A 25671-nucleotide genomic window follows, 5' to 3' on the forward strand; every position below is an offset into this window, starting at 1 on the left:
AATGCAACCTTTTTCCCTGCTTGTGAAACCAGCTGGCGCGGATTGCAATCTTCGCTGCTCCTACTGTTTTTATTTGCAAAAAGGAGCCCTGTATCCGCAGAAGCGCCCGCACCGCATGACGGATGCCACATTGCAGGCCATGCTGGAAAACTACATGGCCACGCGCCAGCCGGTGTATTCATTTGTATGGCAGGGCGGCGAGCCCACCCTGATGGGGGCGCCATTTTTCAGGCGTGTGGTGGAGCTGCAAAAGCGCTGCGCTCCAAAAGGGGCACAGATCGCAAACAGTTTGCAGACAAACGCGACATGCATAGATGCAAAGTTGGCAGCATGTATGGGGCATTACCGTTTTTTGGCTGGGTGCAGCATAGATGGCCCCCCATCTGTGCACGATGCCAGCCGCAGAACAAAAGACGGGCGGCCCAGCCACGCCAGAGTTGTCCGTGGCATTGAAACGCTGCAGCGGCATGGCGTGCCTGTAAATGCCGTGACACTGGTTTCTGCGGCGAATGTGCAGCGCCCCTTGGAAGTGTACCGCCATCTCATGGCGCTGGGCATGCAGCATGTGCAATTCATTCCCTGTGTGGAGTTTGATGCAAAGGGAAACCTGCAACCCTACGCGATTACCGGCGAACAATGGGGGCGTTTTCTGTTGGACGTATTTGAGGAGTGGTATTCTCGTGCTGACTGGGGAACCTGCGTTCGCAATTTTGAAAGCCTGCTGGCCAGATTGACTTATGGTGTCGCCACGGAGTGCAGGTTGCATTCGCGATGTGATCAGTACCTAGTGGTTGAGCATAATGGCGATGTGTATCCCTGTGATTTTTTTGTCTCGCAGGAGCATTTGCTGGGTAACGTGCACACCACTGGGTTTCAGGAAATACGGCAGTCGTTTGCCTACAAGAAATTTGCTGCGGCCAAGGAAGTGCTGCCGCCGCTTTGCCATGACTGCGAATATCTTTCGCTGTGCATGGGGGATTGCCCCCGCTATCAGACAGTGCATGTGAACGGGCAACAAGGCGGCGCAGCGAACTGGCTCTGTGAAGGGTGGCGTCTCTTTTTCGACGCCACGCTCTCCCGGTTCAAGGGAATGGCCAATGGCATTGCAGCCGGGCTGCATTGTCATCCGGGATGAGTACTTTGAAGTAACTGTAACCAAGGAGGATTCATGAAGAAGTTTCACGCATTGCTGCCGATGCTGCTGTTGGTGCTTATGTTGGCTGTACCGTGCCGTGCTGCAGAATCGCTTAAGCTCGCAGTACCGCCCTGGCCCGGTGTGGAAGTAAAAAGTGAAATCGCCATCCAACTTCTCGATGCTTTGGGGTATCCTGCCGAAAAGCTGTCTGTTGGCCCTCCAATTGCCTACAATGGCATGGCCAATGGCGAAGTGGACATTTTTCTGGCCGGCTGGCTTCCCCAACAAAATCCTCTGCTTGACCCACTGCTGGAAAAGAAGGCTGTGGAGGTTGTGCAGACCAACCTGGATTCAGCCGTCATCAGCCTTTGCGTGACAAAGGATGTGGCAGATCAGGGTGTGAAGAGCTTTGCCGATCTGGATAAGCACGCCGACAAGTTCAAGCATCACCTTTTCAATATTGAAAGCGGCTCTCCCATGGCCGTCGCCATGGGCGAAATCATAGAAAAGGATGTTGCAGGACTCGGTGACTGGGAGCAGACCAACGTGACCACGCCGATCATGCTCAAAGAGGTACAGAGCAGGGTGAATAATGGCGAGTGGGTGACGTTTGCCTGCTGGAAACCCCACTGGATGAACCTGCAGCTTGACATGGCTTACCTGGAAGCCGTTCCAGGAACGGAAAAGTTTGCAAGCAAATCCAAGGTGGTCACCGTTGCGCGCAAGGGTCTGGCTGAGGAAGCTCCCGAAGTGTATCGTTTTCTGAAGCAGCTCAAGGTTCCCAGCGCCACCCAGAGTAAGTGGATTTTGGAATACGGGCAGAAGGAAATTCCGTCTAAAGAGGTTGCCGCCACATGGATAGCGAACAACAAGGACGCTGTGGCTGCCTGGCTGAAAGGCGTGAAGGCTGCCGACGGCACGCCTGCCATGGACGTTATCAACAAGTCGTTTTAGGCAAGGCCATGTTGCCGTGCAGCCAACCCGCCCTGATCGGCGCAGCGTAAGTGTGAGCCGATCAGGGCGGGTTTTTTTATAGGCGGATCAAATGTTGGTGTGTCTCGCCCCCGTTTTGTTCCGGTTATTCACCAGAGTGGGGGCCCGTTCAAAATCCAAACTGCGTGTATTGCTTGTCCTTGCGGTTTATGCCCTGGATGATGCGGTAGTTGCCTTTGACCTTGGCTTCGTCAAGCATGCGCAGGCCCGCGTCGTGGCAGCGGCCGCAGGCGTCCATGGGAATTTCAATGCAGCAGGACAGGGGGTTGACGGTGGACCACGTCTCGATTTTCACCACACCCGAGCAGTTCTCACACAGCAGTACGCTTTCCACCTGGCTTTCGCTGATACCGTCCGTATCGTAGAAGATATCCTTTGAGCGGGAATATTCATTACCCACGATTTCTCCCTTGCTCGGTTTCTCTGGGGGGGAGAAGTAGGCCGCGCGCATGAGATCGCACAATTTTTTCAGGTACTCGTCAGTGCGGTGATCGTGGCCAAAGCGTTTTGGATCGTAATCAGGCTCGCGAACCCCGGAATAATCCAGTCCGGCCATGGCCAGCGCAATGCCAAGGTTGACGTAGGGCAGCGCGCCCTGGATGGCGTAGCCACCCTCCAATACGGCAAGATCGGGGTTCAGCTTCTGGTTCAGCAGTGCGTACCCCTGGGCCGAGAGGTTCATGTTCGTGATGGGGTCGGAAAAGTGGTTGTCCTGCCCTGCGGAGTTGATGATCAGATCGGGTTTGAAATCTTCGAGCAGCGGCAGCACAAGATTGTCGATAACGTAGAGGTAGCCTTCGTCGCCAGTGTTTGGCGGCAGCGGCACATTGATCGTCTTGCCCAGGGCATTGGGGCCGCCAAGTTCGTCGGGGAATCCCGTTCCCGGGTACAGGGTGCGCCCGTCCTGATGCAGGGAGATGAACAAGGTGTCGCGATCGTTCCAGTAGAGGTCCTGGGTGCCGTCGCCGTGGTGGCAATCGGTATCCACAATGGCAACACGTTTGCGGCCGTATTTTTCACGAATCCACTCGACCATCATGGCTTCGATGTTCACATTGCAAAAGCCTCGGTTGCCGTGCACCACCTTCATGGCATGGTGTCCAGGAGGGCGCACCAGGGCAAAGGCTTTTTCCTCTTCACGCTCCATGACGAGTTGGGCAGCCTTGATGGCGCCGCCAGCGGAGATGAGGTGAGACTTCGTTGTCACGGCTTCGGAAGAAGGGATGCAGAAGTGGGTGCGCTCCACGTCTTCCAGTGTAGCGATTTCCGGCTTGTATTCCGTGATGCCGGGGATATCGAAAAGGCCTTCTTCCTTGAGTTGGTCCTGAGTGTAGAGCAGTCGCTCCTCACGCTCCGGATGCGTGGGGCTGATGGCCCAGTCGTAAGCGGGAAAAAAGACGAGTCCCAGGCGATTTTTTGCTTCCTGCATTGTCATATCCTTGTTGGTTGCGCTCAGTCACGCGAGATGCCTGGTTTGATTTGACATTTTACTCGGATATTGCGGCCGCCCGAACCATGGTAATCCACCATGTTGAAGGAGCTGGCCTCTGTGATTTCCATGGCTGCGCCGAGACGCTCCGCCTCTTTTGGAGCGATATCCGCCAATCGTTTGCCAAGACTGTCCCAGGCGTCCTTTTCTGCATCCTGCAAGGAGTAGTTCGCCCCTATGGTGCGTTCTTCACCGGTGGTGGGGATGAACAACTGCTTTTTCTGTGTGTCTGCAAAAAGCTCCAGTTCGCAGGTGGTGCGTGTGAGCGCAGCGCCAACTGCGTTGGCCACCTGGTAGTCTTCCGGAACTTCCACCTCCAGGTCCATGGCTTCTGCAAGAAGCTTTTGAAATGCCTTGGCCGGACCACCCATGATATACAACTTGGAGGGGCGGATGTCCTTGCCCGTGAGCAATTCGTTGATTGTGTACACAGGGCGCTGGTTTATTTGCCATACCAGGTCATCGACCGCTTCCTTGATGGCTTCCACGGCGCGTGCGATGGCCATGTCAACGATTTTGCGGGCCGATGCGTCCCAGAGGCCTGCAAGGGATTCAATGCCATTCACAGAGGCTTCACGGTCACCAAAGTCCGTAATGCGCGCATAGTTGAACGCGTCCATCAGCGTCGGCCGGTCGCCGCCCATGGCCATGGGCGGGCCAAGTCGTTCCGGGCCCACGAAAACGGATGTGCTGCCCATTTTCTGGCGCAGTCTGAGAACAGAATCGCCCCCTATGCCTATGGAGTGGGTTTTCAGGGCGCGTACAAGGGTGGGGTAGGAGCCAAGCTCGATGCCGTGTTTCTCGATGACCGGGCTTGCCCCTGCAAAGATGGCGATATCCGTGGTGGTGCCGCCGATGTCCAGAATAGCGCAGTCCTCGCGTATGTCGCAAAGGGCGATGATGCCCATGACGCTGGCTGCAGGGCCGGAAAGGATGGATTCCACGGGGCGCTCGCGGCAGACACTGAGCGGCATTGTGCCGCCGTCCGCCTTGAGCACATTGACGGGGGCGTCCAGCTTGAAGTCGCGGATACTGCCTTCAATGGCGTCGGCAAAGGTATTGAAGAGTCGCCAGACGGCTGCGTTGTAGTAGGCGGTGCTGATGCGGCGCGGAAAGTTCAGCAGACCGGAAAGACGGTGCCCCATGGTGACGAAATCAGCGCATCCGGACACAGATTCTTTCATGGCCAGTTCATGCGCCGGGTTGCGGGTGGAGAATTTTCCTACAACTGCAAAAACACGCACGCCCAACTGGTCGCAAATTTGGCGCCCTTCGCCTAGTGAAGCGGTGTCCAGCGCCTTGATTTCAAAGCCGCGATGGTCCAGTGCGCCGGGAATAACGTGGTAACTGCGCCCTATGCGGTGATTTTCCGGATCAATGCCTGGTCCGGCAGACACCAGCACGCCCACTTCTTCTGTCTTGCCCTGGACAATGGCGTTCGTGGTCAGGGTGGTGGAAAGATTCAAGCGGGAGATACGCTCCCCGTCGAGGTCCGTCAGAACCTGTTCAAGGGCGTTGCGCACGGAGGCCAGGAGGTTCTCGTGGTCTGTGCGCACTTTGCAGGATGCGACCAGCTTGCCACGGAACATGACGACAGCGTCCGTATGGGTGCCGCCGACGTCGATCCCTAAATACATGGGTCATTCCTCTTTGTTACAGTCTGTTGGGGTAGTTGTTACGCCACTGCATTGACCATGAGCCGTGCCATGTGCAGCGCGGCAAGCAAACTGCCTGTATCGGCCGTGTCCTTGCCGACAAGGTCGAAGCCGGTACCGTGATCCACCGAAGTGCGTACAAAGGGCAACCCTAAGGTCACGTTTACCGCCTTGTGGAAGTGCAGCAGCTTCAAGGGGCCCAGGCCCTGGTCGTGATACATGGCAAGTACGGCGTCGAACTCGCCTGTCACTGCACGATGGAACGTCGTATCCGCGGCAAACGGCCCCATGGCGTCGATTCCCTCGGCTTTTGCTTGCTGCAGCGCCGGGATTATCACGTCAATTTCTTCTGACCCTATGGCGCCGTTTTCTCCAGCATGGGGATTCAGGCCGCATACGGCAATGCGGCGGCGTCCTTCCGGCAGGATATAATCCAGGAATTCGCTGGTGAGGCGCAAGCAGCGCAGGACTCGTTCTTTGGTTACGAGTTCGGGGACGCTGCGCAACGGCGGGTGCGTGGTAACAAGGCTTACGCGGAGGGCGTCCCCGCAAAGGTGCATGCACACGTCTTCATCGCGCAGGTTGCTGCGGCGTGCAAGAAATTCAGTATGTCCTGAAAAAGGAAAGCCAGCCGCCTGGAGCATACCTTTGTGCAAGGGCAGGGTGACGATACCGCTTGCAGCGCCTTCCAGGCAGAGGTGTATGGCCAGTTCCAGGGTCACGCCTGCGGCCAGACCGCCTTTTTCGTCAGCTATGCCTAGCTTGGGGGTGTATTTTTCCAACCCCTTGGGTTCATGGAAATAAACCCCTGGCTTTTTGCTGGTTATGTTGGACGGATCAGCTATAGGCTCCCAAAAGGGGCGCATTCCCAAACGCTCCAGGTGCGGGCGCAGGGCGCTGCCTGCCCCTAGCATGAGCAGGGGACTCTGGGGTGTAAAGCCGGGGGCGACGCCCTCTTTTTTGCCCAGTAACCGGCATGCCAGTTCCGGGCCTAGACCATTGGGATCGCCGAGAGTCAGCACCAAAGGCTTGTCGGATACATGCATAATATAGAGAGCATCCGGTATTTCGGACAAAATGTCAAAAAGGATATGGAGATTATATGATGAAAAAGCCCCTCGCATACATGCAAGGGGCATGGAGGAATGGAGGTAAGGCAATTTGTTTCAGGCAACTGCCTGGGAATGAAACAGTTTAAAGGTACTACTGATTGCCAGAGGCGTTACGGCAAAGTACGTGCCCTAGTTGCCCAGCGCCTTTGAAATATAGGCGCCCTGGATGGCTTCGGGGTCTATCTTGGCTATTCCTTCGTTGAGTTTGGCAATGGCTGCCTCGCCTTCCGGGCTTTTACGGACACAGACATAGAGTTTTTTGTCTTCCAGGACATTTGCGTTGAACTGGAGTTTGTCACCCATGCCGGCAAGGGCGGGATCGGTTTTGAGCAGGTAGTTGAATACGTTTTTATCGATGACAGCCATGTGGATGCGCCCCCCAGCAACTTTTTTGATGTTGGTGGCGTCGTCGGAAACGGCTTCTGTCTTGATATCGCCCGAGGCCATCATGGCGTCGAAATCGGTGGTATTCACATATCCCGAGACTACGCCGATGGTGTAGGCCTTGAGATCGTTCAGGGTTTTCCAGGCTATGGATTCGTCTTTGCGCTCGATGAAACCGAGGGGGGAGGAGCCAATAGGCTCGGAAAAGATGAATTCCTCTTCAATGGCAGTGGAGTGGTATTCAGGAAAGTAGCCGATGAATGCAGCGTCGCTCTTGGCCATATTTACTGCGCGTTGCCAGGGATAGAATTGGATGTCGAGTTCCATGCCGACTTCTGCCAGGGCATCGGCAACGACTTTTGCGGATGCTCCTTTGGCGTCCATGGCGTCACTGGTATAGGGCGGCCATTCCAGACTGGTCAGGGACATTTTCTCCGCAGCGGCGCTAGTGGTTATGCTCAATAAGGCCAGGATGATGCAAATGGCAAGGACTTTGGATGTGTAGATGCGTGCTTTCACTGTTCTTTATCCTTGTTAAGGGTTGAACGGTTGTGTTTATTGGCAAGGGGCGTGCTCATCTGCTATTTTGCAGCCAGTAACTCGGCAATGATCTGGTTCAGGGCGCCCGTCTGCTCCCCCAGTTCACTGACGGCTGTGCTGGCTGTTTTCATGGCTGTGGTAATTTCTTGTGCCACTGAATCCACGTCGGAAACGGATTGGTTGATCGCTTCCATGGACGCGCTTTGTTCTTCAGTAGCCGTGGCTATTTGCGAAATACTGTCAGAAGTTTGCCCTGCAAGCTGCATGATGCGTTCGAGCGCAACCTTTGCCTTGGATGACTGATTGGTGGCGTTTTCGACCGTCTTGGCGACTTCTTCCGCCACGCGCCTGCTGTTTTCTGTCTCATCCTGGATGGCGCGTATGGAGGTTGTCACTTCCTTTGTAGCTCCCATGGTTTTTTCTGCGAGCTTGCGCACTTCATCCGCCACCACGGCGAAACCGCGGCCTGCTTCCCCGGCGCGCGCCGCTTCTATGGCAGCGTTAAGGGCCAGAAGGTTGGTCTGGTCGGCAATATCTTCGATGACGGTGATGATCCGGCCTACATCCTCGGACTTTGCGGCAAGGCTCTGCATGTATTCACGAAGGTTGTGGGCTTTTTTATCCACTTCCTTGATGACGTTGGTGCTTTCGGTCACCACATGCTCGCCATTTGACGCCTCGGAAACCGTTTCACGCCCCTGATCTGCAGTATCCGAGGCCCTGTGCGCGATTTCCTGGATGGTTGCGTTCATTTCTTCGATGGCTGTTGCCACACCGGCGATTCTGTCGGTCTGGATGCCTGAACCACGGGTAACTTCGTTTGTTTGGTTCAGGAGTTCCTCAGTAGCTTCTGCCAGGTGGCGAGAGATGTCCTCCAGCCGTTCGCCAGCCTCGCGCATACCTTCATTGCGGGCCGTTACCGCCTGATCGCGGGCTTCTTCGGCCTCTGTACGGGCCTGCTCAGCTGCGGCGGCCAGGTCTCTGGCCTCCTGCTCCTTGCCCTGGGCAGTGCGAATGGATTGCTTCAGGCTTTCCACCATGCCGGCAACAAAGCTGGCCAGCTGGCACATCTCTCCGGAAAAGCGGCACAGGCTGGGCGCCTCTACCTCCAAATCTCCTCCACCTACCTTGCGTGTGTACACCTGCAACTGTTTCAGGGGCACAAGCAGCACATAGCGCAGTATAAGGTAGAGGAGGACGAGAAGAATCCCGTCGGAAACAAGCACAAACAGGATTGTCTTTTGGAGCAGGTTGTCCAGCTTTTCATCGAGAAAACGGGTTGTCACATAGACTGTGGCTGTCCCGATTTCCTTATCGTCCTGTTGCACCGGGGCCTGCGCAATGATGGCTCCATCCATATCCTGAGGGGTTTCGGCTGCTATGGCCACCGCCCAGTTCTCGTCCCAAACACCAGCCGTAAAAATCTTGTCTTCGGATTCGTGCACCACAATCGCTGCTACGTTGCGGGCTTGCATTTCCGACCGGATGATTTTTTCAGCCTGGCTGGTTTGGAAATTCCACATAGGAGCGGCAAGGGATAGTGACAGGCGCCCTGCTACTTGATGCCCAAGCTGCGTCAGTTCCGCTTCCCATGTGGACCGGGTATCGAGGTAGTTCAGCGCGCCCATGAAGCCTAATGCGCCGGTAAGACCTATGATCAGAACGCTGAGGATGATTTGTGAAATGGAAAAGCTGTTTTTCATGAGGGCAGTGCTCTCCCGAGGATGTTTGTTATAGATAGTAACTATTTGAGTTTTAGTAATATATAGAAAGGATGTTACAAATAAACTGCGGGAGAAAGGAAACTGGATTACCAATACGAGGAAATTGTCACGGTGATGACATTTTCAGGCAGGGAAAAGCAGGAAAAAAGGAGATTATTCCCCGGAAGGGGATTGTGTGGCTGCAGCAGGCGTTGCATCTTCTCGCGTCGGGACTTCGCCTTCAGGCGTTATCCGTTGCAGTGCTTTGATGGCGGCGTCACCTTCAGGACCGCCCTTGTCCATCAATTCGATGAGCGCGGGGCCGGCGCCTGAAGCTTTTGCCCCAAGCATGCCCAAGGCCGTTGCAGCCTTGATCCGGACTTGTTGGTCTTCATCCTTGAGCGCCTTGACAAGGGCAGGCACTGCCAGATCGGCCTGTGCCTGGCTCATACCCAGGGCGCTGACCGCGATGGAGCGCATTTCCGGATTGCTATGGCGCATGGTCGTAAGAATCTGGTTTACGCCCAGAGTGCCGGCCTTTGCCAGGGCATAGGCGGCAAGAATGCGCAGATCTTCGTCATTAGTGCTATACAAAAGGGCGGTGAGGTCTGGCACGGCATCTGCCGCAGCAGGCCCAAGGTAGCTGAGTGCGCTGGCGGCGCTGCGCCGCACCCCCGGATCTGGGTCGTCCAGCGCTTTGACCAGGGCGGGCACCGCCTTGGCAGCGTGCTCACCAATACGGGGGCCGACCATGCCCAGGGCAACGGCCGCTATCTCGCGCATACCGGGATCAGGATCCTCTAAGGTGGAGATGAGCGCAGAGGCTCCCTTTGCGCCTATTTTGCCTAGCGCATAGGCCGCCATGGTACGAACAAAGTCGTCCTTGTCACGCAGGGCAGCAGAAAGGGCAGGCACGGCCGTTTCGGCTCCAGCACCTATCTCGCCCAGGGTGTCTGCCGCGTTCATGCGCACGGAGGCGGAAGGGTCTTGCAACGCAAATATCAGCCGTGGCACGGCCTGGGCCGCCTGTTCACCTATCTTGCCCAGGGCTATGGCCGCCTGCTCGCGTACTGTGGCGAAGCGGTCGTCCAGAGCCAGCACCAGGGCCGGCACCGCAGGTTCTCCAATGGCGCCAAGGGCGTAGGTAGCAAAAAGACGCACACTGCGGTCAGGGTTGTCCAGCACGTCCACCAGATAACTGACGGCTGGCGCGCCGATCATGCCCAGCGCAACGGTTGCCGCATTGGCTATTTCATTGTCAGGATTTTCAAGCAGCTCGATGAGCAGGGGCACGGTGACGTCGGCCTGAAGCCCCAGGTGCCCCAGCGCGTAAATGGCTTCGATGCGTTCCTGGCCTTCCGCGCTGCGAACCCGTTCGGCCAGCAATGCAACAGCAGGGGCGCCAATACGTCGCAACGCCCAGGCTGCCACCTCGGAGTCGTGTTCTTCCTGGCCTGCGGAACTTTCAGACGTCTCCAGCATGGCAATGAGCGCTTGGATGGCTGGCCTGCCGATTTGCCCCAAAGCAAAGGCAGCGCTCAGCCGGACAAACTCGTCGGGATCATGCAGTCGTTTTATCAGCGCAGGCACGGCGCTTGCCGCTGCATCGCCAAAGTTTCCTATGGAAGCTGCAGCGCTGCGTCGCACCTTGGATTGGTAATCTTCCATACTGCGCACAAGCGCTGGCAGAGCAATGTCCGCCGGTGCATCGATACGCCCCAGTGCCTGTGCAGCGTTGGTGCGGGCCTGTGGATTTTCATCACCCAAAACGCGCACAAGCGCCCTGGCTGCTTCTGCAGCCTCTGGCCCTAAATTGCCGAGGGCATCGGCCGCTGCTGTGCGGACCTCGTCATCGTCATCGTACAGCAAATCAATGAGCCCTGGCACGGCGGCAGCAGCATTGGGACCAATTTTGCCAAGGGTACGGGCGCTTTCCGCACGAATCAAGGCATCGTCGTCATCCAGGGCTTCTCGTAGCAAAGGTACTGCCACGGCCGCATCCGGACCAAAATCACCCAGGGACGCGATGGCTTCTTTGCGCTCCACCCACCCGCCGTTTTGCAGGGTCTGCGAAAGCGCGTTGATCTTCTCAATCTTGGCAGCGGCTTCCTGCCTTTCCATTTCTTCAGCGGTCGGCTCTGCTTCGCTTTTTTCAGGCGGCGTTTCCTGAGACGTGTCGTCGCTTACTGTGGCTTTGGGAGTTTCTTCTTGTTGCGGTGCAGAAGCGTCCTGCGGTTGGTTTTTCTCAGATTCCACGGATTGGGGGGCGGTAACGTCCTCTTTGGTGTCCTGAGGCTGGGTGGATTGCGGCGCGGTATCAGGTGCGGTATCGGGCGTGATATCAGGCGAGGCGACTTCTTGAGATTGCAATAAGGGAGGAAAAAGGACGAAGAAAAGCATTGCCGCCACAAGAATGCAAGCGGCATGAGAATAAAGGCGGTATGGCGATGTGGCGGAAATCAGTCTGCGTCCCCCTGTTCTTGTCGGAGTGACGTAACCAGAGATTCCAAGTCTTTGCCGCATTGTGTCAAAATACGATGGGCAAAGGCCAGCGCAACTTTTTGTGCGTCTTCCTGCTTGGATATTTTGTCACGCATAGCGCGTTTTCCAACCTGGATTTTCCAGCCAGGTTCACCTATCTGCTCGTAGGTGATTGCAACCGTCAGTACGCCGCCGAGAACGACGAAATATGTGGAGTCGTCGTGCCGGGTCCATTCCGTAGGCATTGTCGTCTCCCTATTGTGTTACCTTGCCAGGCCTTGGCGACCTAGAAAGGGACAACCCGTGTTTTTAGAAAGGAAGCATCCACCTGATTTATGGTGGCTGCACGACCTTCCCGGATTCTGAGCCTTTGAGACGCTTCTCGTGCGGAACGCATATCGCCCCAGTATCCCATGGAAAGTACATACCATGGTGTATGGTTGCTGTCATACAACAAAATGATGACAGGATCGTACCCCCTGGCGGAATATTCGCGGGCGGCTTTCAACGCGTTATCCTTGATGCTGAAAGAATGCATCTGGGCAAGGTACATGCTTTGCCCTTGTGGCGTTGTATTGGGCGGTAAAATGGATGTAGCAGGAGCTGCGGGCGCTTCGGGAGCTGTAGGCGCAGGAGCCGCGGCCTGTACTTCAGGCACCTGGGGAGCTGCGCTTTCTGCAGACGCGCTGGGCGCCGCTTCTGCTGTGGGCTGCTCAGGCTCGGGCTTTGGCGCCGGTTTTGCGGCGGGTTTAGGCGCGGGTTTTGCCGGCGCCATTTCCGTTGCCGTGGGCGCGTCAAAGGAAGCAACGTCATCTGGTTGCGGGGCAGGTTGTGGTGCAGGCGCAGGAGATGGTGCGGCTTCCTTTTTTTGTGGCGCAGGTGCTGGTGCAGGGGCTGGCGCCTGGTCCATCACTTCAGCAGGACGGTCAGGCGTATCGGCTGGGGGCGCTTCCGGACCACCGGCAGTTGTTGCACCTTCTTGCTCCATCATGGCCAGTTCTTTTTCGGAAACCGCCTTGTTGGTGTTGGCATGGACTATTTCATAGTCCACGCGCACCTTCTTGCGCAGTTTTTCTGCTGCGTCTTTGGCAACAGCATAGTTGGCGTAAGTTCCCATTTGGGCGTAATAATTGACAACTCCGCTACCCATGTCCTGGGTGAACATGTAGGCTGGGTACCCGAGATCAGATATCATTTCCACGAACTTCCAAACGTCGTCCTTGTCGGAGGGAACGATGAACTGAACGGCAAACTCATCGCCCGCCGCCTGAACGAGTCCAGGAAGGGGGAGCATTATTACGAAAAAAAACAGGACGATGGTACACAGCACTCGACGCATGGACGAACTCCAGTCAGCCTCAGGGGAAAAGATATGTTTGCCTCAGATGTTATGACCTGTTTGCGCCCCTGTTGTCCAGTAATTGCGAAATACATTGGCCAAGTCGGGCAATTCCTTCTTCTATATGCGTCGGGTCAGCGTTGGAAAAGTTGAGTCGGAAGGTGTTCTCGCCGCGCCCGTCCGTATAAAAGGGGCGCCCTGGCACAAAGGCCACCTTGTTGTCGATGGCGAGGTTGAACAGTTCCATGGCGTCGTATCCGTCGGGGAGAGAGCCCCAAAGGAACATGCCGCCTTCTGGTCGGGTACAGCGGACTTCTTTTGGAAAGTGCGTATCAATGGCCGCAAGCATCAGTTGGCAATGCTCTCCGTACCGCTCCTTGATGCGGGTCAGGTGCGCATCAAGGTCATTATCGATCAGGTAGCGGTGCAAAATCCGCTGGAGCAAGGTGGACGTGTGCAGGTCCGCAGCCTGCTTTGCCAGAACAAGTTTGTCCCGCATTGCAGGGGGCGAGACGACCCACCCCAACCTGAGACCGGGCGCAACCACCTTTGAAAACGAGCCCATGAGCAAGGCGTTGGAGTCCAGCAGAGAGGCTCCCAAAGGGGGAAGCTCATCACCGGCAAAACGCAATTCTCCATAGGGGTTATCTTCGAGCAGAACCGTATCACGTTCCGCCAGCAGACTGGCCACGGCTTCGCGTTTTTCCTTGCTGTAACTAAGTCCCGATGGGTTCTGAAACGTGGGGACGGCATAGTAGAGTTTTACATCGCCGCTGCCGAGTATTTCGGCCAGGGCATTGAGGTCGGGCCCGTCGTGCTGCAAATCCACGCCCTCGAAAACCGGCTCAAACAAGGAAAAAGCCTGAATGGCTCCCAAATAGCCGGGGCGCTCTATCAACACAGTGTCGCCAGGGTCGATGAAGACCTTAGCCGCCATATCAAGGGCCTGTTGTGAACCCGTTGTTATCGTGATGTTTTCCGGGTCGACATCCAGTCCGTTGCGCTCCTTGTAGCGCTTGGCGATCCATTCCCGCAGGGGGGGGTAGCCTTCAGTGGTGGAATACTGCAAGGCTTCGGCCCCATGGGAGGAGAGCACTGTGACGGCGGCGCGCTCCATTTCGCGGTTGGGAAACAGATCAGGGAGGGGGAGCCCACCGGCAAAAGAAATGATTTCAGGAGATTGCGTGACTTTGAGAATCTCTCTGATAAAGGACTTGTGCGCCTTGCGTATGCGGGTGGCAAAACGATGCGGCATGGCGATCGATCTCCGATTCGGCTGCGCGGCTGACGTTTTAGACGTCAGTGCCTGAAATAATGTTAAAAGAGAGCTTGTTCGCCTTGCGCAGCAACCATGTCGCGAAGCACCTTGAGAGATTCCTCCGCGTCTTCCTTGCTCAGTTTGCGCAGGGCGAAGCCGGCGTGGACAATGAGATAATCGCCGGGCTGCGCTTCATCTTCCATAAGCATCAATGACACGGTTATGAAGGTATCGCTTTCGCCCACGCGGCAGGTAGCGAAGTCGTCTTTAATTTCAGTGATGCATGCAGGTATGGCAAGGCACATGTCGTGCTCCCTGGGTTGGGGTTACTGCTTGGGGGTGTAAGTGCCCCCGGCCTCTTTTACTTCTTGCAGAACGACTTCGGCCATCTTGTCGATGCGTTCTTTTACAGGCTCGGACAGTTCCACGGCAAGGGTTTCGTAATCGTGGGGCTCGATACCGATGACGACGGCTTCAGGCCTGTGTCCCGCCAGTTCACAAAAAATGAGCGTATCCACCAGGTCAGTCTGGTGCATGGAATTCTTGAAGGCCAAGCTCTTGCGCAGGTCTTCCCCCGTAAGGCGATATACCGATCCGGGCACATCCCCGCCAAGGACGGCATCGACTACGATGAGCTTTTCGCAAGCCATGATATAATCCATGAGCTTGGTGCCCAGGGTTCCACCATCCATCAGCGTGGTGTTCTCAGAAAAATCGTAGTTTTCGAGCAGGTTTTCGACCACACGGACGCCGACACCTTCATCGGTATAGAGGATGTTTCCTACGCCGAGGACGAGGATGCCAGAAGGGGTTTTGTCCATTTTATTTCCTTGTCGCAAACGATTTATATTCAAGCCAACGTGCTGCATTCCCCGCCTGGCGAAAGCAGCGAGCGTCAGGTTGCACCATGCAAACAGGTACGCTGTTTTCCTGTCCAACACGTTTGTTGGGGAAAGGCTGGAACCCGGCGCCATCAGGGGGCTGCGGTAAGGCGATGCAGGCCGGCTGCTAAATGCGCCCCCCCACTATAGAAGAAAACGGGAACCCGGCGCAAGGGCCGGGTTCCCGTATAAGGGTCGAGTCAATTCAAGGAATTAGCAAACCTTGAACTTGTGCACTTCGTTGCTCTCGGGATCGATGACGTGCACGCCGCAGGCGATGCAGGGGTCATAGGAGTGCACGGTGCGCAGAATCTCGACGGGACGCTTGGGATCGGCGATGGGGGTGCCGACCAAAGCTTCCTCGACGGGGCTCATCTTGTCATTGTTGCAGCGGGGGCCGAGGTTCCAGGTGGAGGGTACCACGAGCTGGAAGTTCTCGATCTTGCCGTCTTTGATGTTGATCCAGTGGGACAGGCCGCCGCGGGGAGCGGTAACGAAACCGACGCCCTGGGCTTCTGCGGGCATTTCCCACTCTTCGTAGACCTTGGTGTCGCCGCTCTTCACGTTCTCGGAGAGCTCGTTGATCCAGTCTTCGCCCTTGGCGGCGATGACGGCGCACTCAATACCGCGGGCAGCAGTGCGGCCCAGGGTGGAGAACAGGGCTTCAGGGCCGACGCTCAGCTTGCCGAGCACGGTGTCCACGAGCTTCTTGGTTTCGGGCTGTCCCTTGGAGTAGGCAACCAGAGTCTGCGCCAGGGGGCCGACTTCAGTGGAGAAGCCTTTGTAGCGGGGAGCCTTCATCCAGGAGTAGCGATCCTTGTCTTCCAGGCTGGTGTACTTGGGCTCGGTAACGCCGTCATACGGATGCAGCGTCTTGTCGCCTTCGTACCAGGAGTGCTTGATGGCTTCGGTGATCTGAGTAGGATCGAATTCCTGAACCGTGCCGATGTCGCGGGCTTCGATGAATCCCGGGGGATAGTAGCGGCTGTTGAGGTCGTATTCGTCGGTGGGGAACTCGCCAAAGGTGAGGAAGTTCGTGGTGCCACCGATGCCGGCCCAGTCTTTGTAAAAGCCAGCCACTGCCAGCAGGTCGGGAATGTATACTTCGTCGATGAACTGCTTGGTTTCCTTGAACAGCGCGATGTACTCGTTGAGGCGCTTGGGATCCATGCAGTCGTAGTTGGTGACGCCGCCCACAACGGTGAACTGGGTGTGGGGGTTTTTGCCGCCCAGGATAGCCATGGCGCGAGCAGCCTTGACCTGCAGGTGCAGGGCTTCGAGGTAGTGCGCGGTGGCGATCAGGTTGACTTCGGGGGGCAGCACGTAAGCCGGGTGGCCGCCCAGGAAGTAGGCGTTGGTGAAGATGCCGAGCTGGCCGCTGTCGACGAATTTTTTCAGGCGTTCTTGAACGGCCTTGAGGTCTTCAACCTTGGTCTTGCGGGGGGAGATGTCGTTGGCGATCTTGGCGGCCTTTTGCGGATCGGCTGCCAGGGCGCTGGTGACGTCCACCCAGTCCAGGGCGTGCAGGTGATAGAAATGCACAACATGGTCATGCATGTACTGGGAAGCAAGCACCAGATTGCGGATCAGGGTTGCGTTCTTGGGAATCTTCACGTTCACGGCGTTGTCCACACAACGGGTGGAGGCCAGGGCATGCACATAGGTGCACACGCCACAGGCGCGCTGGGTGAAGTGCTGGGCGTCGCGGGGGTCGCGGCCCTTGAGAATGATTTCCAAACCGCGGAACAGCTGCGAGCTGCTCCATGCATTTTTGATGATACCGTTTTCGACTTCCACTTCAATGCGAAGGTGGCCTTCGATTCTGGTAACGGGATCGACTACGACTTTCCCGTTGTAGTCGCTTTTCGGGGCTGCCATATAGGGATCCTCCTTGGCGAAGCTGTTGACTTAGATAATACTTCTGTTGTCAGTGCGTCTCGTAACTGCCTAGAACTCGTAGAACGGGCTCATGCTGTCCCAGAAATCCGGCTCGCTGCAACCAATGCAGGGGTGGCCGGCCTGTACAGGCCAGGAAGTCTGGTTGAACAGGACTTTGGGGCAGTTGTTGAAGGTCATGGGACCCTTGCAACCCAGTTCGTAGAGGCAGTAGCCTTTCTTGGCTTCTTCGCTGCCGAAGGAGGGAGCGTACTCGCCATTTTCAAAGTGCTTCAGGCGCGGGCAGTTGTCATGCACAGTCTCGCCATAGAACAGTACTGGGCGGTTGTATTCATCAAGCTCAGGGGCGCCCTTGGTCAGGAAGTGAACAACTGCGCCGACGAAGTTGATGGGGTTCGGGGGGCAGCCAGGCAGGTTGATGCCGGAAACACCCAGAGCCTCGTTTACGCCCATGGCCTTGGAGGGGTTGGGCGCGGCCTTCTGTACGCCACCGAAGGAGGCGCAGGTGCCGATGTTGATCAAAGCCTTGGCCTTGGGAACGACTTCCTTGGCGATGTCGAACATGGGCTTGCCAGCAACCTGGCCCCACTTGCCTTCGTCGATCGTCGGGATGCCGCCTTCGATGACACACACGAAATCGCCCTTGATGGCTTCGTGCAGTGCTTCTTCAACTGCATGGCCGGCACCAGCCATCAGTGTTTCATGGTAGTCCATTGAAATGGTGTCCAGGAGCAGGGTGTCCACATAGGGATCAACCGTGCGCAGCACCGCTTCCGAGCATCCCGTGCACTCGGCGAAGTGCAGGTAGACGACGGAAGGACGCTTCTCTGCAGTCAGTGCGTGAGCCACCTTCGGCGCGAAAGCTGGACCCATGCCCATGGCAGCGGCAACAGCAGTGCAGAACTTCATGAAGTCACGCCGGCTTACCCCACGTTCCTCCAGTCGTTTCTCTGCGCCTTCTCTTCCGAGACCTACGGAAATCCTCATAAAAACCTCCATCCTCAATTAAGGGTATGATGAAACGTAACGACGTATGTTGCGGAGCCGCCAGAACAGCAGCCCTGATCCACTGGATAAACGAGTCCATTACCTAAAGTTCTGAATCTGCCTTCAGATCTTTTGGCACCTGCACAGCCAGGACTCTTTGCGTCTCGTTTCGGCATGGCACACTACTAAGTGAATATTTTCCCGAGATTTTGGGAACGACTATACTGTAATCCGTTCATAAGTCAATGCGTGGAATGGAATAATTTCAGTGTGATGCAGGTCGTTAGTTGTTATTCTTAGCGTGTCACAAACCAAAGAAAAGTATGTCAGTTCCCTGTGGCATTTTACAAAACCGTTGGGTTTTTTGTGCTCTCTTAAACATCACTTTACAACGTTGTGTAAAATCGCCCTTTGTCAGCCATGGGCAAGTCTTATTAAAAGTGATACTATTTGCACGGGTTTTTAGTTTGTTGCTGCAATTATACGCTTTTGGCAGAATAGAGATATGAAACCATTGGCTGTACTGTTTTCCGCTATATTGCATCTGACCCTTATATTATCAGGGGCCTGGGTCTTCGAGCTCGCCCCTGCGCCTAATCCGTATCCTGTCATGCAGGTTGATTTGAAGCTTGAGTCTCCTGAACCAAAAAAAATGCCGCAATCTCAGGAAGCTCCGGATGTCCCGCTTTCTGCAAAAGAGCAACGGCGCAGAAAAATTCACGATGTCCTTGCCCAGGCAACACTTCCCCATGAATTCATGCACGCGGTCAAACTCATATCACCGCACAAGGTGGACGTGAGCAAGGAAGATGTAATGCTCATCAAAGACAGTGTTTTTTTCGGCAGCAACATGCTCAAGCAGGGCAATGAAGTACGTTTGGGACTACGGGGCATACGCGCCATGGAATTTGGCGTGAAGGATTTTTTGGGCAGCTATAAGGTGGGCACTGAAGACCGTTTTATTAAGGTAGAGCAACTGGAAGACGGGCGTCTGGTCTTCAGCGATTCCAAGACAGGGATGCGCCGCGTGTTACGCAAGAAAGGTAAGTTCATCTATACATACGGGCCAGAGTTTGACGCCGCTGAGCCGGTAGAAGGATCAATTACCTTTTTGCCCCATGAACACAGCGCCCTTGATTTGCCCAGCCGCATAATGTGGTTGCCCCCCGATCCGCCAATGAAGATAGGCGTGATGGAGGACTGGCCGGAGTTGCCCTGGGAAATGGAGGGAGAGAGGGGCAGTATCGGCTCCGTCAAATAGCCTTTACTTACGGGGGCGCTGCTGATCTCGTTTGATAGTGGCGTCTTCACGGGAGGCGATTTCCTTGTCGATGTCTTCACCTTCTTGATTTTTAAGAGAGAACCAGCGTTTTCGCTTGAAGATGAAGTAGAGCCAGAAAGCCACGGCCAACATCAGCACAACGACCAAGGGATACCCATAGCGCCAGTGAGTAAGGGGCATGTTGTCGAAGTTCATGCCGTAAAAACCCGTGATGAACGTGAGTGGAATGAAGATGGTGGCGACGACGCTCAACACCTGCCCAACTTCGTTCAGTCGCAGGTCGCGGCGGCTCATATACAGGTCCAGCATTCCGGTGAGCATCTCGCGTAATGAATCCACAGCTTCTACGACTTGCAACACGTCATGCTGCAGGTTTGCGGCCAAATATCGTGAGGCGTCACTACTGCCGGCGGCGTAATTTCGTGTAAGGCGCCCCAGAGCTTCTCGCAGGGGCCATAACGTGCGGTGCATGAAAAGCACATCCCGTTTGTACGTATAAATGCGGTTGAGCACCGGTTGTGCATTGTCAGCCAGCACGTCGCTTTCCAGTTCCTCGATGTCTTCGGCAAGTCGTCCGACCACTAAAAAATATTCATCCACGATCACGTCCAGCAGGGCGAACATCAGTCTTTCAGAGGCATTTCCTTGAGCGCCATCGTTGGTGAGTTGCTTGCGTGTCTGCAAGTCATCCCAGGCATTGTGCTGTGTCTCCTGAAAAGTAAAGATGATGGCATCATCCATGACAATGGAAACCTGTTCTGCGCTTATCCGCGCATTGGTTGCATCGTAGGAGAGAAGGTGCAGCACGATGAAAAGTTGATTGCCGAAAATTTCCATTTTGGGGCGTGTGCCCTGCTCCAGAATGTCTTCCATAATCAGCGGATGCAGTGAAAGGGTGTGCGCCACCTGCTGGATGAACCCGGCGTCATGGGTGCCGTTGACCTTTATCCAGCGACAGTGCTCTTTGTCTGTAGCAATACGCTGCTATGCCTCAAGTGAAACGTCGATGGCGTCGTCACCCCCTGCAACACATTGGCGCAGGGAAATAACAGGAGTGAACATGGGGGTCTGTGTATGGCGCGGTGTCGAAGGCGAGACGCTAAGGGCTTCGCTTTCAACGTCGCCGCTTCGTCGCTCTGCAGCAAGTTTGGATTTAAAGACTCTGAACATGCGGCTGCCTCCCTGCATCGGGGGTAAGGTTTACTAGGGGGAGACCAATTGGTGTACGTAGCGCTCTGGTATATTCTTCCTGGGCAAGTATGAAATGAACTTTGCCTAAGATAATTACAGCAGGACTCAATAAATTGGAAACGGGCGTTACACCCGTATCATTATAATGGTTACAGAAAACAGAGCGCAATGTGAAAAAAACAGTATTATTTTGACGTGTTTTTGTAATATAAAAGGATTTACAGTAACCCGAGGACATGAAACCAGCTATGTGGCGCCCTGTATTTTTTATGCCTATTTTCTTGATTTCCCTGTTTTTTTTGGAAGGACTGAGCGGCTGTACGAACAGGGCGCATACGCCGCCGCAGGCTGGCGGTCTGCAAAAGGGGCGCACCTATGACATCGCGACGCGCCGCAAGGATTTGGGATTCGAACGTAGCTACTTGTTGCATGTCCCCGCGGATTGGGACGGAAAAAGCTCCATGCCCGTAGTGGTGGCGCTGCATGGTGCCTTCATGACCGGTGGTGAGATGGAAGCGCAGACAGGCCTTTCTACACTTGCCGATACGCAAGGCTTTGCCGTGATATATCCGCAAGGTGTCGGCATTATGGGCTACCTGCAGCACTGGAACGCTGGATTCTGCTGTGCAAAGGCTCAAGAGGCGGGTGTTGACGATCTGGGGTTTTTGGACATCTGCCTGGCGGATGCAGGGAGCAGATTGCCTCTGGATAAAGAGCGGCTGTATATGCTGGGCATTTCCAATGGCGGCATGCTGGCCTATCACTATGCCTTGCACGGTCGCAGAAAACTGGCGGGTATCGCCGTGATTGCCGGGGCCATGGACGGTGCGTCGCATATCGAGCCGCAAAGGGAATATGCGCTCCCCGTTTGCATCATACATGGTCTGGCTGACGAGAGCCTGCCATACAAAGGGGGGCGCTTTCGCAATGGCGAGAATGGCCCTGTTTTTCTTGCACAAAAGGAAACTGCAGCCTGGTGGGCTGCAAGTGATGGGTGCCAGGGAGAAACTGTGGCGCGCTCCCTGTTTGCAGGGTACGTGCAGGAGCAAGAATGGGAGCGTTGTGCAACAGGCGCAGGCGTCCGCTTTTATTCGGTCAGGGACATGCGCCACGGGTGGGCAGGAGGCGACAAGACGGCGCATCTGCCCCTTGCAAATGGAAAGGCCTTCGATGCCGCCGCGTTGGCCTGGGACTGGCTGCGCTCCTTTCGCAGGAGTGGTGGCGGCTTTATACGGCAAGCACAATGACTATTGGGTCGATAAAACTGATATCCAGGCCGGAGCCGGCTGTCTGGCTGGTTTCCGAAAGCAGGGCGTAAAGCCATGGGGGTAGTATGACGCGTGTCATCTACGGTGTCTGGGACGGCGTAATCCACGACAACAGGGAAAAAAATCTGTTCGAGATTCCCGAGGCGCCTGAACTCGCGCCTTTTGAGGAATTTAACCAAGGCAATCAGGTGCAGGCGTTTGTGGGCGACAAGGGCTTTTTCGTGTTCGCCCCTGGTGTGAGCCTGCTGGATACGTTTTGGCAATACATGAAAAAGGCGGCCGAGGAATCCTGCGGCAAATGTACGCCGTGCAGGGTGGGCACCAGCCTCATCCGCGACTGGCTCGGTGAAGTGCACAAGGGGGTGGCGAGTCCGGAAGAGCAGGAAGAAACCTGGGCGCGCATTGAGAACTTTGCTGCTCACATAAACGAAACAGCGCTCTGTGGTCTGGGGATGACGAGCACCGTGGCCCTGCTCGAGGCGCTGGAGCATTTTGGCGATGAGTTGCGCCGGGGCTCCGGCCATGCCAGCCCGCGTCAAAACGGTATGACCTATGTCACCGCGCCCTGCATTGAAGCGTGCCCGGCCAAGGTCAACGTTCCCCGCTATATTGACTATATAAAAGATGGCAAGCCGTCCCATTCTCTGGGCGTGATCCTGCAGAAGTACCCCATGGCGGCCACTTGCGGGCGCGTTTGCGTGCGCTTTTGCGAGATGGCCTGCGAGCGCTCCTCTGTGGACGAGCCTGTGGGCATCAAGGTGCTGAAGCGTTATGTGGCCGACCTGGAGCACGGGGTGCAGCAGGAACTCTTTTCACCTGAGTTGATAACCACACCGCAGCCGGAAGAACTGAAGGTCGCGGTGGTGGGCGCCGGACCGGCCGGAATATCCTGTGCGTACCATTTGCTGCTCAAGGGGTATCCCGTGGATGTTCTGGAGGCGCAGGGCGAAGCAGGCGGCATGGCGGCATCCGGCATACCCAGCTATCGCCTGCCAAAGGATGTGCTCAAAGCCGAGACTGACATCATAGAATTGCTTGGGGGGCGCATCCTCTACAACCAAGCGCTGGGGCGCGACTACTCCCTGGATGGGCTTTCCGCCCGGGGCTATAAGGCGGTATTTCTTGCCCTCGGCTGTTCAGAGGGGCGGCACCTTGGCATAGCAGGCGAAGATAACAGCCTCCAAGGATATGAATCCGGCATCGATTTTCTTTTGAAGGTCCACCGGCATGTGGAAAAGGGTGAACCCCTGAAGGTGGAGGGGGATGTTATCGTTGTGGGGGGCGGCAATGTCGCCATGGATTGCGTCCGTTCAGCTCTGCGTCTTGGGGCGGATTCGGTGCGTTTGGTGTACCGCCGCACAAAGGCTGACATGCCCGCAGACCAGGAAGAGATTGAGGCTGCAGAAGAAGAGGGCATACAGTTTTCCTATCTGACCAACCCCACTCGCGTGGTTGCCGAAGACGGCAAGGTGGTTGGCGTGGAACTGGTGGACATGCAGCAGGGCGAGCCCGATGGCAGAGGGCGGCGCAAGGTTACTGCTGTCCCCGGGTCCGAACGTGTGGAGAAATGCTCCATACTCATTGCCGCCATTGGGCAGCAGGTCGCCACGGATTCGCTTACGGAAAGCGATGGCGTGAGTATGAACAAATGGGGCTGTGTGGATGCCAACGGCGCCACCCTGGCAACCTCGCGTCCTGGCGTTTTTGCCGGTGGCGACTGTCGATCCGGGCCGTCCACTCTCATCCATGCCATGGCCAATGGCCTGAAGGCAGCGCGCAGTATAGATGATTATCTGCATTACGGTCGGGTGCGGTTTTTTCCGCGTAGCCGGATGCGTCAAATTATCAATGACTTCAAGGCCATGAATAAGGAATGGTTGGATACTCCCGTTGAGCACAAATATCGCGTGGAGATTCCGGAGCTGGACCCCGAGGTGCGGCGCGAAAAGTTCGAGGAAGTGGAAAAGAACATAACGGCGGAAGAAGCCTATCATGAGGCCAGCAGGTGTCTGCGCTGCTACAGGGTCTATTCGGTCATTACCGAATCCCCCATTCCCGAAGGGTGTGACTAGGCGGCAGCGAAGCGAGAGGGTAAGGCCTGCCCCCCGGGGGGTGTAGGTCTTTTCATTGCCCTTGCAGAGCCAAACAAACGAGGCGGAATATGCAATCATATATCAATGGCCACAGTCTGGAAGTGGTGCAGGGTGAGACGATTCTTGAGGCGGCGCGGCGCAGCGGGCACTATATTCCTACGTTGTGCGAACTTGCCGACATCGACCACACACCTGGCACATGCCGTGTCTGTCTGGTGGAGATAACAACCTATGGAAGCGAAGAATCCCATATTGTAACTGCCTGCAATACACCGTTCAAGCCAGGTATGCGGGTGCTGACAAGAACGCCCCGCGTACGTGAAATGCAGCGCTTGCAGGTGGAACTGCTGCTTGCTGATCACGACCAGGATTGCGCGGCATGCATACGCCACGGCGATTGCGAATTGCAAGACGTGGCGCAGTTTGTGGGCTTGCAGCGCTCTCGTTTTCAAATGCCCGAGGTGGCCAAAAGCCGCCCCAGAGATGCCAGCTCACCGGCGCTGACCCGCGATCTGACCAAGTGTATCCGCTGCTTTCGGTGTGTGAAGATTTGCCGCGACGGGCAGGGCGTGGACGCTCTGGTCATGACCGGGAGCGGCATGCAGGCCGCGGTGGGCACGCGCAACGGGTTGAGCCAGGGCGCTTCCGACTGCGTGACCTGTGGTCAGTGCGTGCTGGTGTGCCCCACAGGGGCTCTGGCAGAGCGTGACGAGACCGAATCGGTGATAGATTTCCTGTATGACCCGGAAATTATCACGGTGTTTCAATTCGCTCCAGCCATCCGGGTTGGATTTGGCGAAGAATTAGGACTGCCTGCGGGAAGCAATGTGGAAGGGCAGATCATTGCGGCCTTGCGTGCGATCGGCGCCGACATAGTGCTGGACACCAATTTTGCGGCCGACCTGGTCATCATGGAAGAGGGCACGGAGCTGCTGGGAAGATTGCGCGAAGGCAAGCGGCCGACGTTTACCTCGTGTTGTCCTGCATGGATAAATTTTGCAGAAAAGCATTATCCGGACATTTTCCCCTATCTTTCCTCCACCAGTTCGCCGCAACAGTGTTTTGGCGCCATTGCCAAAACCTACCTGCCCGAGAAGATGCACCTTGACCCTGCAAAGGTCCGGGTGGTTTCCATCATGCCGTGCACGGCCAAAAAGGATGAGGCCGCCCGTCTCATGTTTCAGCGCGACGGCGTGCGGGATGTGGACGTGGTGCTGACCATTCGCGAATTCGCCCGTCTGCTCAAACGGGAGAACATCGACCTGAAAAAGCTGGAACCGTCGACCTTTGATAATCCCTATATGGGCGACTACTCGGGCGCCGGGGCTATTTTCGGCACCACTGGCGGCGTCATGGAAGCGGCTGTGCGCACGATGTACTATGTGCTGAATGGTCATGAACTGGACGGGATAGAGGTCACGGCCCTGCGCGGGTTCGAAAACGTGCGCACCGCCACCGCAAATTTGGGGGGCGATGTCGGCGAGGTCAAACTGGCCATGTGCCATGGCCTCAAGGGCACGCGCGCCATGGTGGAGGACGTGCTCGCAGGCCGCGCTGACTTCGACTTCATCGAGATCATGGCTTGCCCTGGTGGTTGTGTGGACGGGGGCGGTCATCTGCGTTCAAAAAAGGCGTACCTTCCCCACGCGCTCAAACGCAGAGAAGCCATTTACGATATCGACCGCAAGAAGCAGGTCCGTCAGTCGCATAACAACCCGCTGGTTAAAAAACTCTACGAGGATTACCTCGGCGAGCCGTTGGGCGCGCTCTCCCACCAATACCTGCACACCCACTACATCCGCAGGCGGCAGCAGATTCACCGTACCATCAAGGACATCTGGCGCGACATTACCATGAGCACGCTGGTGCACAGCGAGTTCGACAAGATGAGCGAGACGGCGTCCTGCCCCCTGAATGATTGAGTTTGGGAGATGATTGCCCAGGGAAAAGGACCTGAAACCCAAATAAAAACGCCGGGGTGGCA

General features: G+C 56.1%; 21 protein-coding genes. 6 read left to right on the forward strand and 15 right to left on the reverse strand.

The features are described 5' to 3' along the window. Position 1 precedes the first annotated feature (1 nt). Positions 2 to 1135 (forward strand): anaerobic sulfatase maturase, encoded by a 1134-nt coding sequence (locus ACZ5EH_RS13240; RefSeq protein WP_464274354.1) that lies wholly within the window; start codon positions 2 to 4, stop codon positions 1133 to 1135. 33 nt (positions 1136 to 1168) lie between these two features. Further along, positions 1169 to 2089 (forward strand): glycine betaine ABC transporter substrate-binding protein, encoded by a 921-nt coding sequence (locus tag ACZ5EH_RS13245; protein ID WP_464274355.1) that lies wholly within the window; start codon positions 1169 to 1171, stop codon positions 2087 to 2089. A gap of 148 nt (positions 2090 to 2237) precedes the next feature. On the opposite strand, the gene ACZ5EH_RS13250 is transcribed toward ACZ5EH_RS13245, so the two are convergent. The 13 genes from ACZ5EH_RS13250 to ACZ5EH_RS13310 all read right to left on the reverse strand — a co-directional run bounded on the left by ACZ5EH_RS13250 (position 2238) and on the right by ACZ5EH_RS13310 (position 17853). Continuing rightward, positions 2238 to 3557: a histone deacetylase family protein gene (locus tag ACZ5EH_RS13250; protein WP_464274356.1), complete on the reverse strand. Its 1320-nt coding sequence runs from the start codon at positions 3555 to 3557 to the stop codon at positions 2238 to 2240. A 23-nt stretch (positions 3558 to 3580) separates the two neighbouring features. Further along, entirely contained in the window at positions 3581 to 5254 is a 1674-nt protein-coding gene (locus tag ACZ5EH_RS13255) for a hydantoinase/oxoprolinase family protein (RefSeq protein ID WP_464274357.1), read from the reverse strand. 38 nt (positions 5255 to 5292) lie between these two features. Beyond that, on the reverse strand, positions 5293 to 6318 hold the full coding sequence (gene pdxA / locus ACZ5EH_RS13260; protein ID WP_464274358.1) for a 4-hydroxythreonine-4-phosphate dehydrogenase PdxA: 1026 nt from the start codon (positions 6316 to 6318) through the stop codon (positions 5293 to 5295). Between the two features lie 195 nt (positions 6319 to 6513). After that, a complete protein-coding gene (locus tag ACZ5EH_RS13265) occupies positions 6514 to 7287 on the reverse strand; it encodes a substrate-binding periplasmic protein (protein ID WP_464274359.1) in 774 nt (257 codons plus the stop codon). Positions 7288 to 7349: 62 nt separating this feature from the next. Next, positions 7350 to 9011 carry a methyl-accepting chemotaxis protein gene (locus ACZ5EH_RS13270; protein ID WP_464274360.1) on the reverse strand — a complete coding sequence of 554 codons (1662 nt, stop codon included), beginning with the start codon at positions 9009 to 9011 and terminating at the stop codon, positions 7350 to 7352. Between the two features lie 174 nt (positions 9012 to 9185). Then, positions 9186 to 11411 carry a HEAT repeat domain-containing protein gene (locus tag ACZ5EH_RS13275; RefSeq protein WP_464274361.1) on the reverse strand — a complete coding sequence of 742 codons (2226 nt, stop codon included), beginning with the start codon at positions 11409 to 11411 and terminating at the stop codon, positions 9186 to 9188. A gap of 59 nt (positions 11412 to 11470) precedes the next feature. Then, a complete protein-coding gene (locus tag ACZ5EH_RS13280) occupies positions 11471 to 11737 on the reverse strand; it encodes a hypothetical protein (RefSeq protein ID WP_464274362.1) in 267 nt (88 codons plus the stop codon). A gap of 41 nt (positions 11738 to 11778) precedes the next feature. Further along, the gene (locus ACZ5EH_RS13285; protein WP_464274363.1) at positions 11779 to 12831 is read right to left on the reverse strand and encodes an SPOR domain-containing protein; all 1053 of its coding nucleotides are present in this window, start codon (positions 12829 to 12831) and stop codon (positions 11779 to 11781) included. A gap of 49 nt (positions 12832 to 12880) precedes the next feature. Further along, positions 12881 to 14086, reverse strand: a complete 1206-nt coding sequence (locus tag ACZ5EH_RS13290) for an aminotransferase-like domain-containing protein (protein WP_464274364.1) — start codon at positions 14084 to 14086, stop codon at positions 12881 to 12883. A 62-nt stretch (positions 14087 to 14148) separates the two neighbouring features. Beyond that, entirely contained in the window at positions 14149 to 14394 is a 246-nt protein-coding gene (locus ACZ5EH_RS13295) for a HypC/HybG/HupF family hydrogenase formation chaperone (RefSeq protein WP_464274365.1), read from the reverse strand. 21 nt (positions 14395 to 14415) lie between these two features. Then, positions 14416 to 14910, reverse strand: a complete 495-nt coding sequence (locus ACZ5EH_RS13300; RefSeq protein WP_464274366.1) for a HyaD/HybD family hydrogenase maturation endopeptidase — start codon at positions 14908 to 14910, stop codon at positions 14416 to 14418. Positions 14911 to 15183: 273 nt separating this feature from the next. Then, positions 15184 to 16848, reverse strand: a complete 1665-nt coding sequence (locus ACZ5EH_RS13305) for a nickel-dependent hydrogenase large subunit (RefSeq protein WP_464274367.1) — start codon at positions 16846 to 16848, stop codon at positions 15184 to 15186. Positions 16849 to 16917: 69 nt separating this feature from the next. Then, a complete protein-coding gene (locus tag ACZ5EH_RS13310; RefSeq protein WP_464274368.1) occupies positions 16918 to 17853 on the reverse strand; it encodes a hydrogenase small subunit in 936 nt (311 codons plus the stop codon). Between the two features lie 505 nt (positions 17854 to 18358). Between ACZ5EH_RS13310 and ACZ5EH_RS13315 the strand changes: the two genes are divergently transcribed. Beyond that, positions 18359 to 19114 carry a hypothetical protein gene (locus ACZ5EH_RS13315; protein ID WP_464274369.1) on the forward strand — a complete coding sequence of 252 codons (756 nt, stop codon included), beginning with the start codon at positions 18359 to 18361 and terminating at the stop codon, positions 19112 to 19114. A 3-nt stretch (positions 19115 to 19117) separates the two neighbouring features. On the opposite strand, the gene corA is transcribed toward ACZ5EH_RS13315, so the two are convergent. Beyond that, complete coding sequence (corA, locus tag ACZ5EH_RS13320) at positions 19118 to 20113, reverse strand: magnesium/cobalt transporter CorA (protein ID WP_464278299.1); 996 nt, start codon at positions 20111 to 20113, stop codon at positions 19118 to 19120. Between the two features lie 6 nt (positions 20114 to 20119). After that, on the reverse strand, positions 20120 to 20305 hold the full coding sequence (locus ACZ5EH_RS13325) for a hypothetical protein (protein WP_464274370.1): 186 nt from the start codon (positions 20303 to 20305) through the stop codon (positions 20120 to 20122). 290 nt (positions 20306 to 20595) lie between these two features. Here ACZ5EH_RS13325 and ACZ5EH_RS13330 point away from each other — a divergent pair, with 290 nt between their 5' ends. The 3 genes from ACZ5EH_RS13330 to ACZ5EH_RS13340 all read left to right on the forward strand — a co-directional run bounded on the left by ACZ5EH_RS13330 (position 20596) and on the right by ACZ5EH_RS13340 (position 25609). After that, positions 20596 to 21573, forward strand: coding sequence for a CE1 family esterase (locus tag ACZ5EH_RS13330; RefSeq protein WP_464274371.1), 978 nt, complete (start codon positions 20596 to 20598; stop codon positions 21571 to 21573). A gap of 86 nt (positions 21574 to 21659) precedes the next feature. Then, a complete protein-coding gene (locus ACZ5EH_RS13335) occupies positions 21660 to 23666 on the forward strand; it encodes an FAD-dependent oxidoreductase (RefSeq protein ID WP_464274372.1) in 2007 nt (668 codons plus the stop codon). Positions 23667 to 23755: 89 nt separating this feature from the next. Then, positions 23756 to 25609 (forward strand): [FeFe] hydrogenase, group A, encoded by a 1854-nt coding sequence (locus tag ACZ5EH_RS13340; protein WP_464274373.1) that lies wholly within the window; start codon positions 23756 to 23758, stop codon positions 25607 to 25609. Positions 25610 to 25671 lie beyond the last annotated feature (62 nt).

The organism is Desulfovibrio biadhensis, assembly GCF_055388615.1.

Excerpts from the sequence above, each read along its gene's own strand:
- ACZ5EH_RS13240 (WP_464274354.1), top strand. The coding sequence starts at position 2 with ATGCAACCTTTTTCCCTGCTTGTGAAACCAGCTGGCGCGGATTGCAAT.
- ACZ5EH_RS13245 (WP_464274355.1), top strand. The coding sequence starts at position 1,169 with ATGAAGAAGTTTCACGCATTGCTGCCGATGCTGCTGTTGGTGCTTATG.
- ACZ5EH_RS13250 (WP_464274356.1), bottom strand. The coding sequence starts at position 3,557 with ATGCAGGAAGCAAAAAATCGCCTGGGACTCGTCTTTTTTCCCGCTTAC.
- ACZ5EH_RS13255 (WP_464274357.1), bottom strand. The coding sequence starts at position 5,254 with ATGTATTTAGGGATCGACGTCGGCGGCACCCATACGGACGCTGTCGTC.
- pdxA (WP_464274358.1), bottom strand. The coding sequence starts at position 6,318 with ATGCATGTATCCGACAAGCCTTTGGTGCTGACTCTCGGCGATCCCAAT.
- ACZ5EH_RS13270 (WP_464274360.1), bottom strand. The coding sequence starts at position 9,011 with ATGAAAAACAGCTTTTCCATTTCACAAATCATCCTCAGCGTTCTGATC.
- ACZ5EH_RS13275 (WP_464274361.1), bottom strand. The coding sequence starts at position 11,411 with ATGCTTTTCTTCGTCCTTTTTCCTCCCTTATTGCAATCTCAAGAAGTC.
- ACZ5EH_RS13280 (WP_464274362.1), bottom strand. The coding sequence starts at position 11,737 with ATGCCTACGGAATGGACCCGGCACGACGACTCCACATATTTCGTCGTT.
- ACZ5EH_RS13285 (WP_464274363.1), bottom strand. The coding sequence starts at position 12,831 with ATGCGTCGAGTGCTGTGTACCATCGTCCTGTTTTTTTTCGTAATAATG.
- ACZ5EH_RS13290 (WP_464274364.1), bottom strand. The coding sequence starts at position 14,086 with ATGCCGCATCGTTTTGCCACCCGCATACGCAAGGCGCACAAGTCCTTT.
- ACZ5EH_RS13295 (WP_464274365.1), bottom strand. The coding sequence starts at position 14,394 with ATGTGCCTTGCCATACCTGCATGCATCACTGAAATTAAAGACGACTTC.
- ACZ5EH_RS13300 (WP_464274366.1), bottom strand. The coding sequence starts at position 14,910 with ATGGACAAAACCCCTTCTGGCATCCTCGTCCTCGGCGTAGGAAACATC.
- ACZ5EH_RS13305 (WP_464274367.1), bottom strand. The coding sequence starts at position 16,848 with ATGGCAGCCCCGAAAAGCGACTACAACGGGAAAGTCGTAGTCGATCCC.
- ACZ5EH_RS13310 (WP_464274368.1), bottom strand. The coding sequence starts at position 17,853 with ATGAGGATTTCCGTAGGTCTCGGAAGAGAAGGCGCAGAGAAACGACTG.
- ACZ5EH_RS13315 (WP_464274369.1), top strand. The coding sequence starts at position 18,359 with ATGAAACCATTGGCTGTACTGTTTTCCGCTATATTGCATCTGACCCTT.
- ACZ5EH_RS13325 (WP_464274370.1), bottom strand. The coding sequence starts at position 20,305 with ATGTTCAGAGTCTTTAAATCCAAACTTGCTGCAGAGCGACGAAGCGGC.
- ACZ5EH_RS13330 (WP_464274371.1), top strand. The coding sequence starts at position 20,596 with ATGCCTATTTTCTTGATTTCCCTGTTTTTTTTGGAAGGACTGAGCGGC.
- ACZ5EH_RS13335 (WP_464274372.1), top strand. The coding sequence starts at position 21,660 with ATGACGCGTGTCATCTACGGTGTCTGGGACGGCGTAATCCACGACAAC.
- ACZ5EH_RS13340 (WP_464274373.1), top strand. The coding sequence starts at position 23,756 with ATGCAATCATATATCAATGGCCACAGTCTGGAAGTGGTGCAGGGTGAG.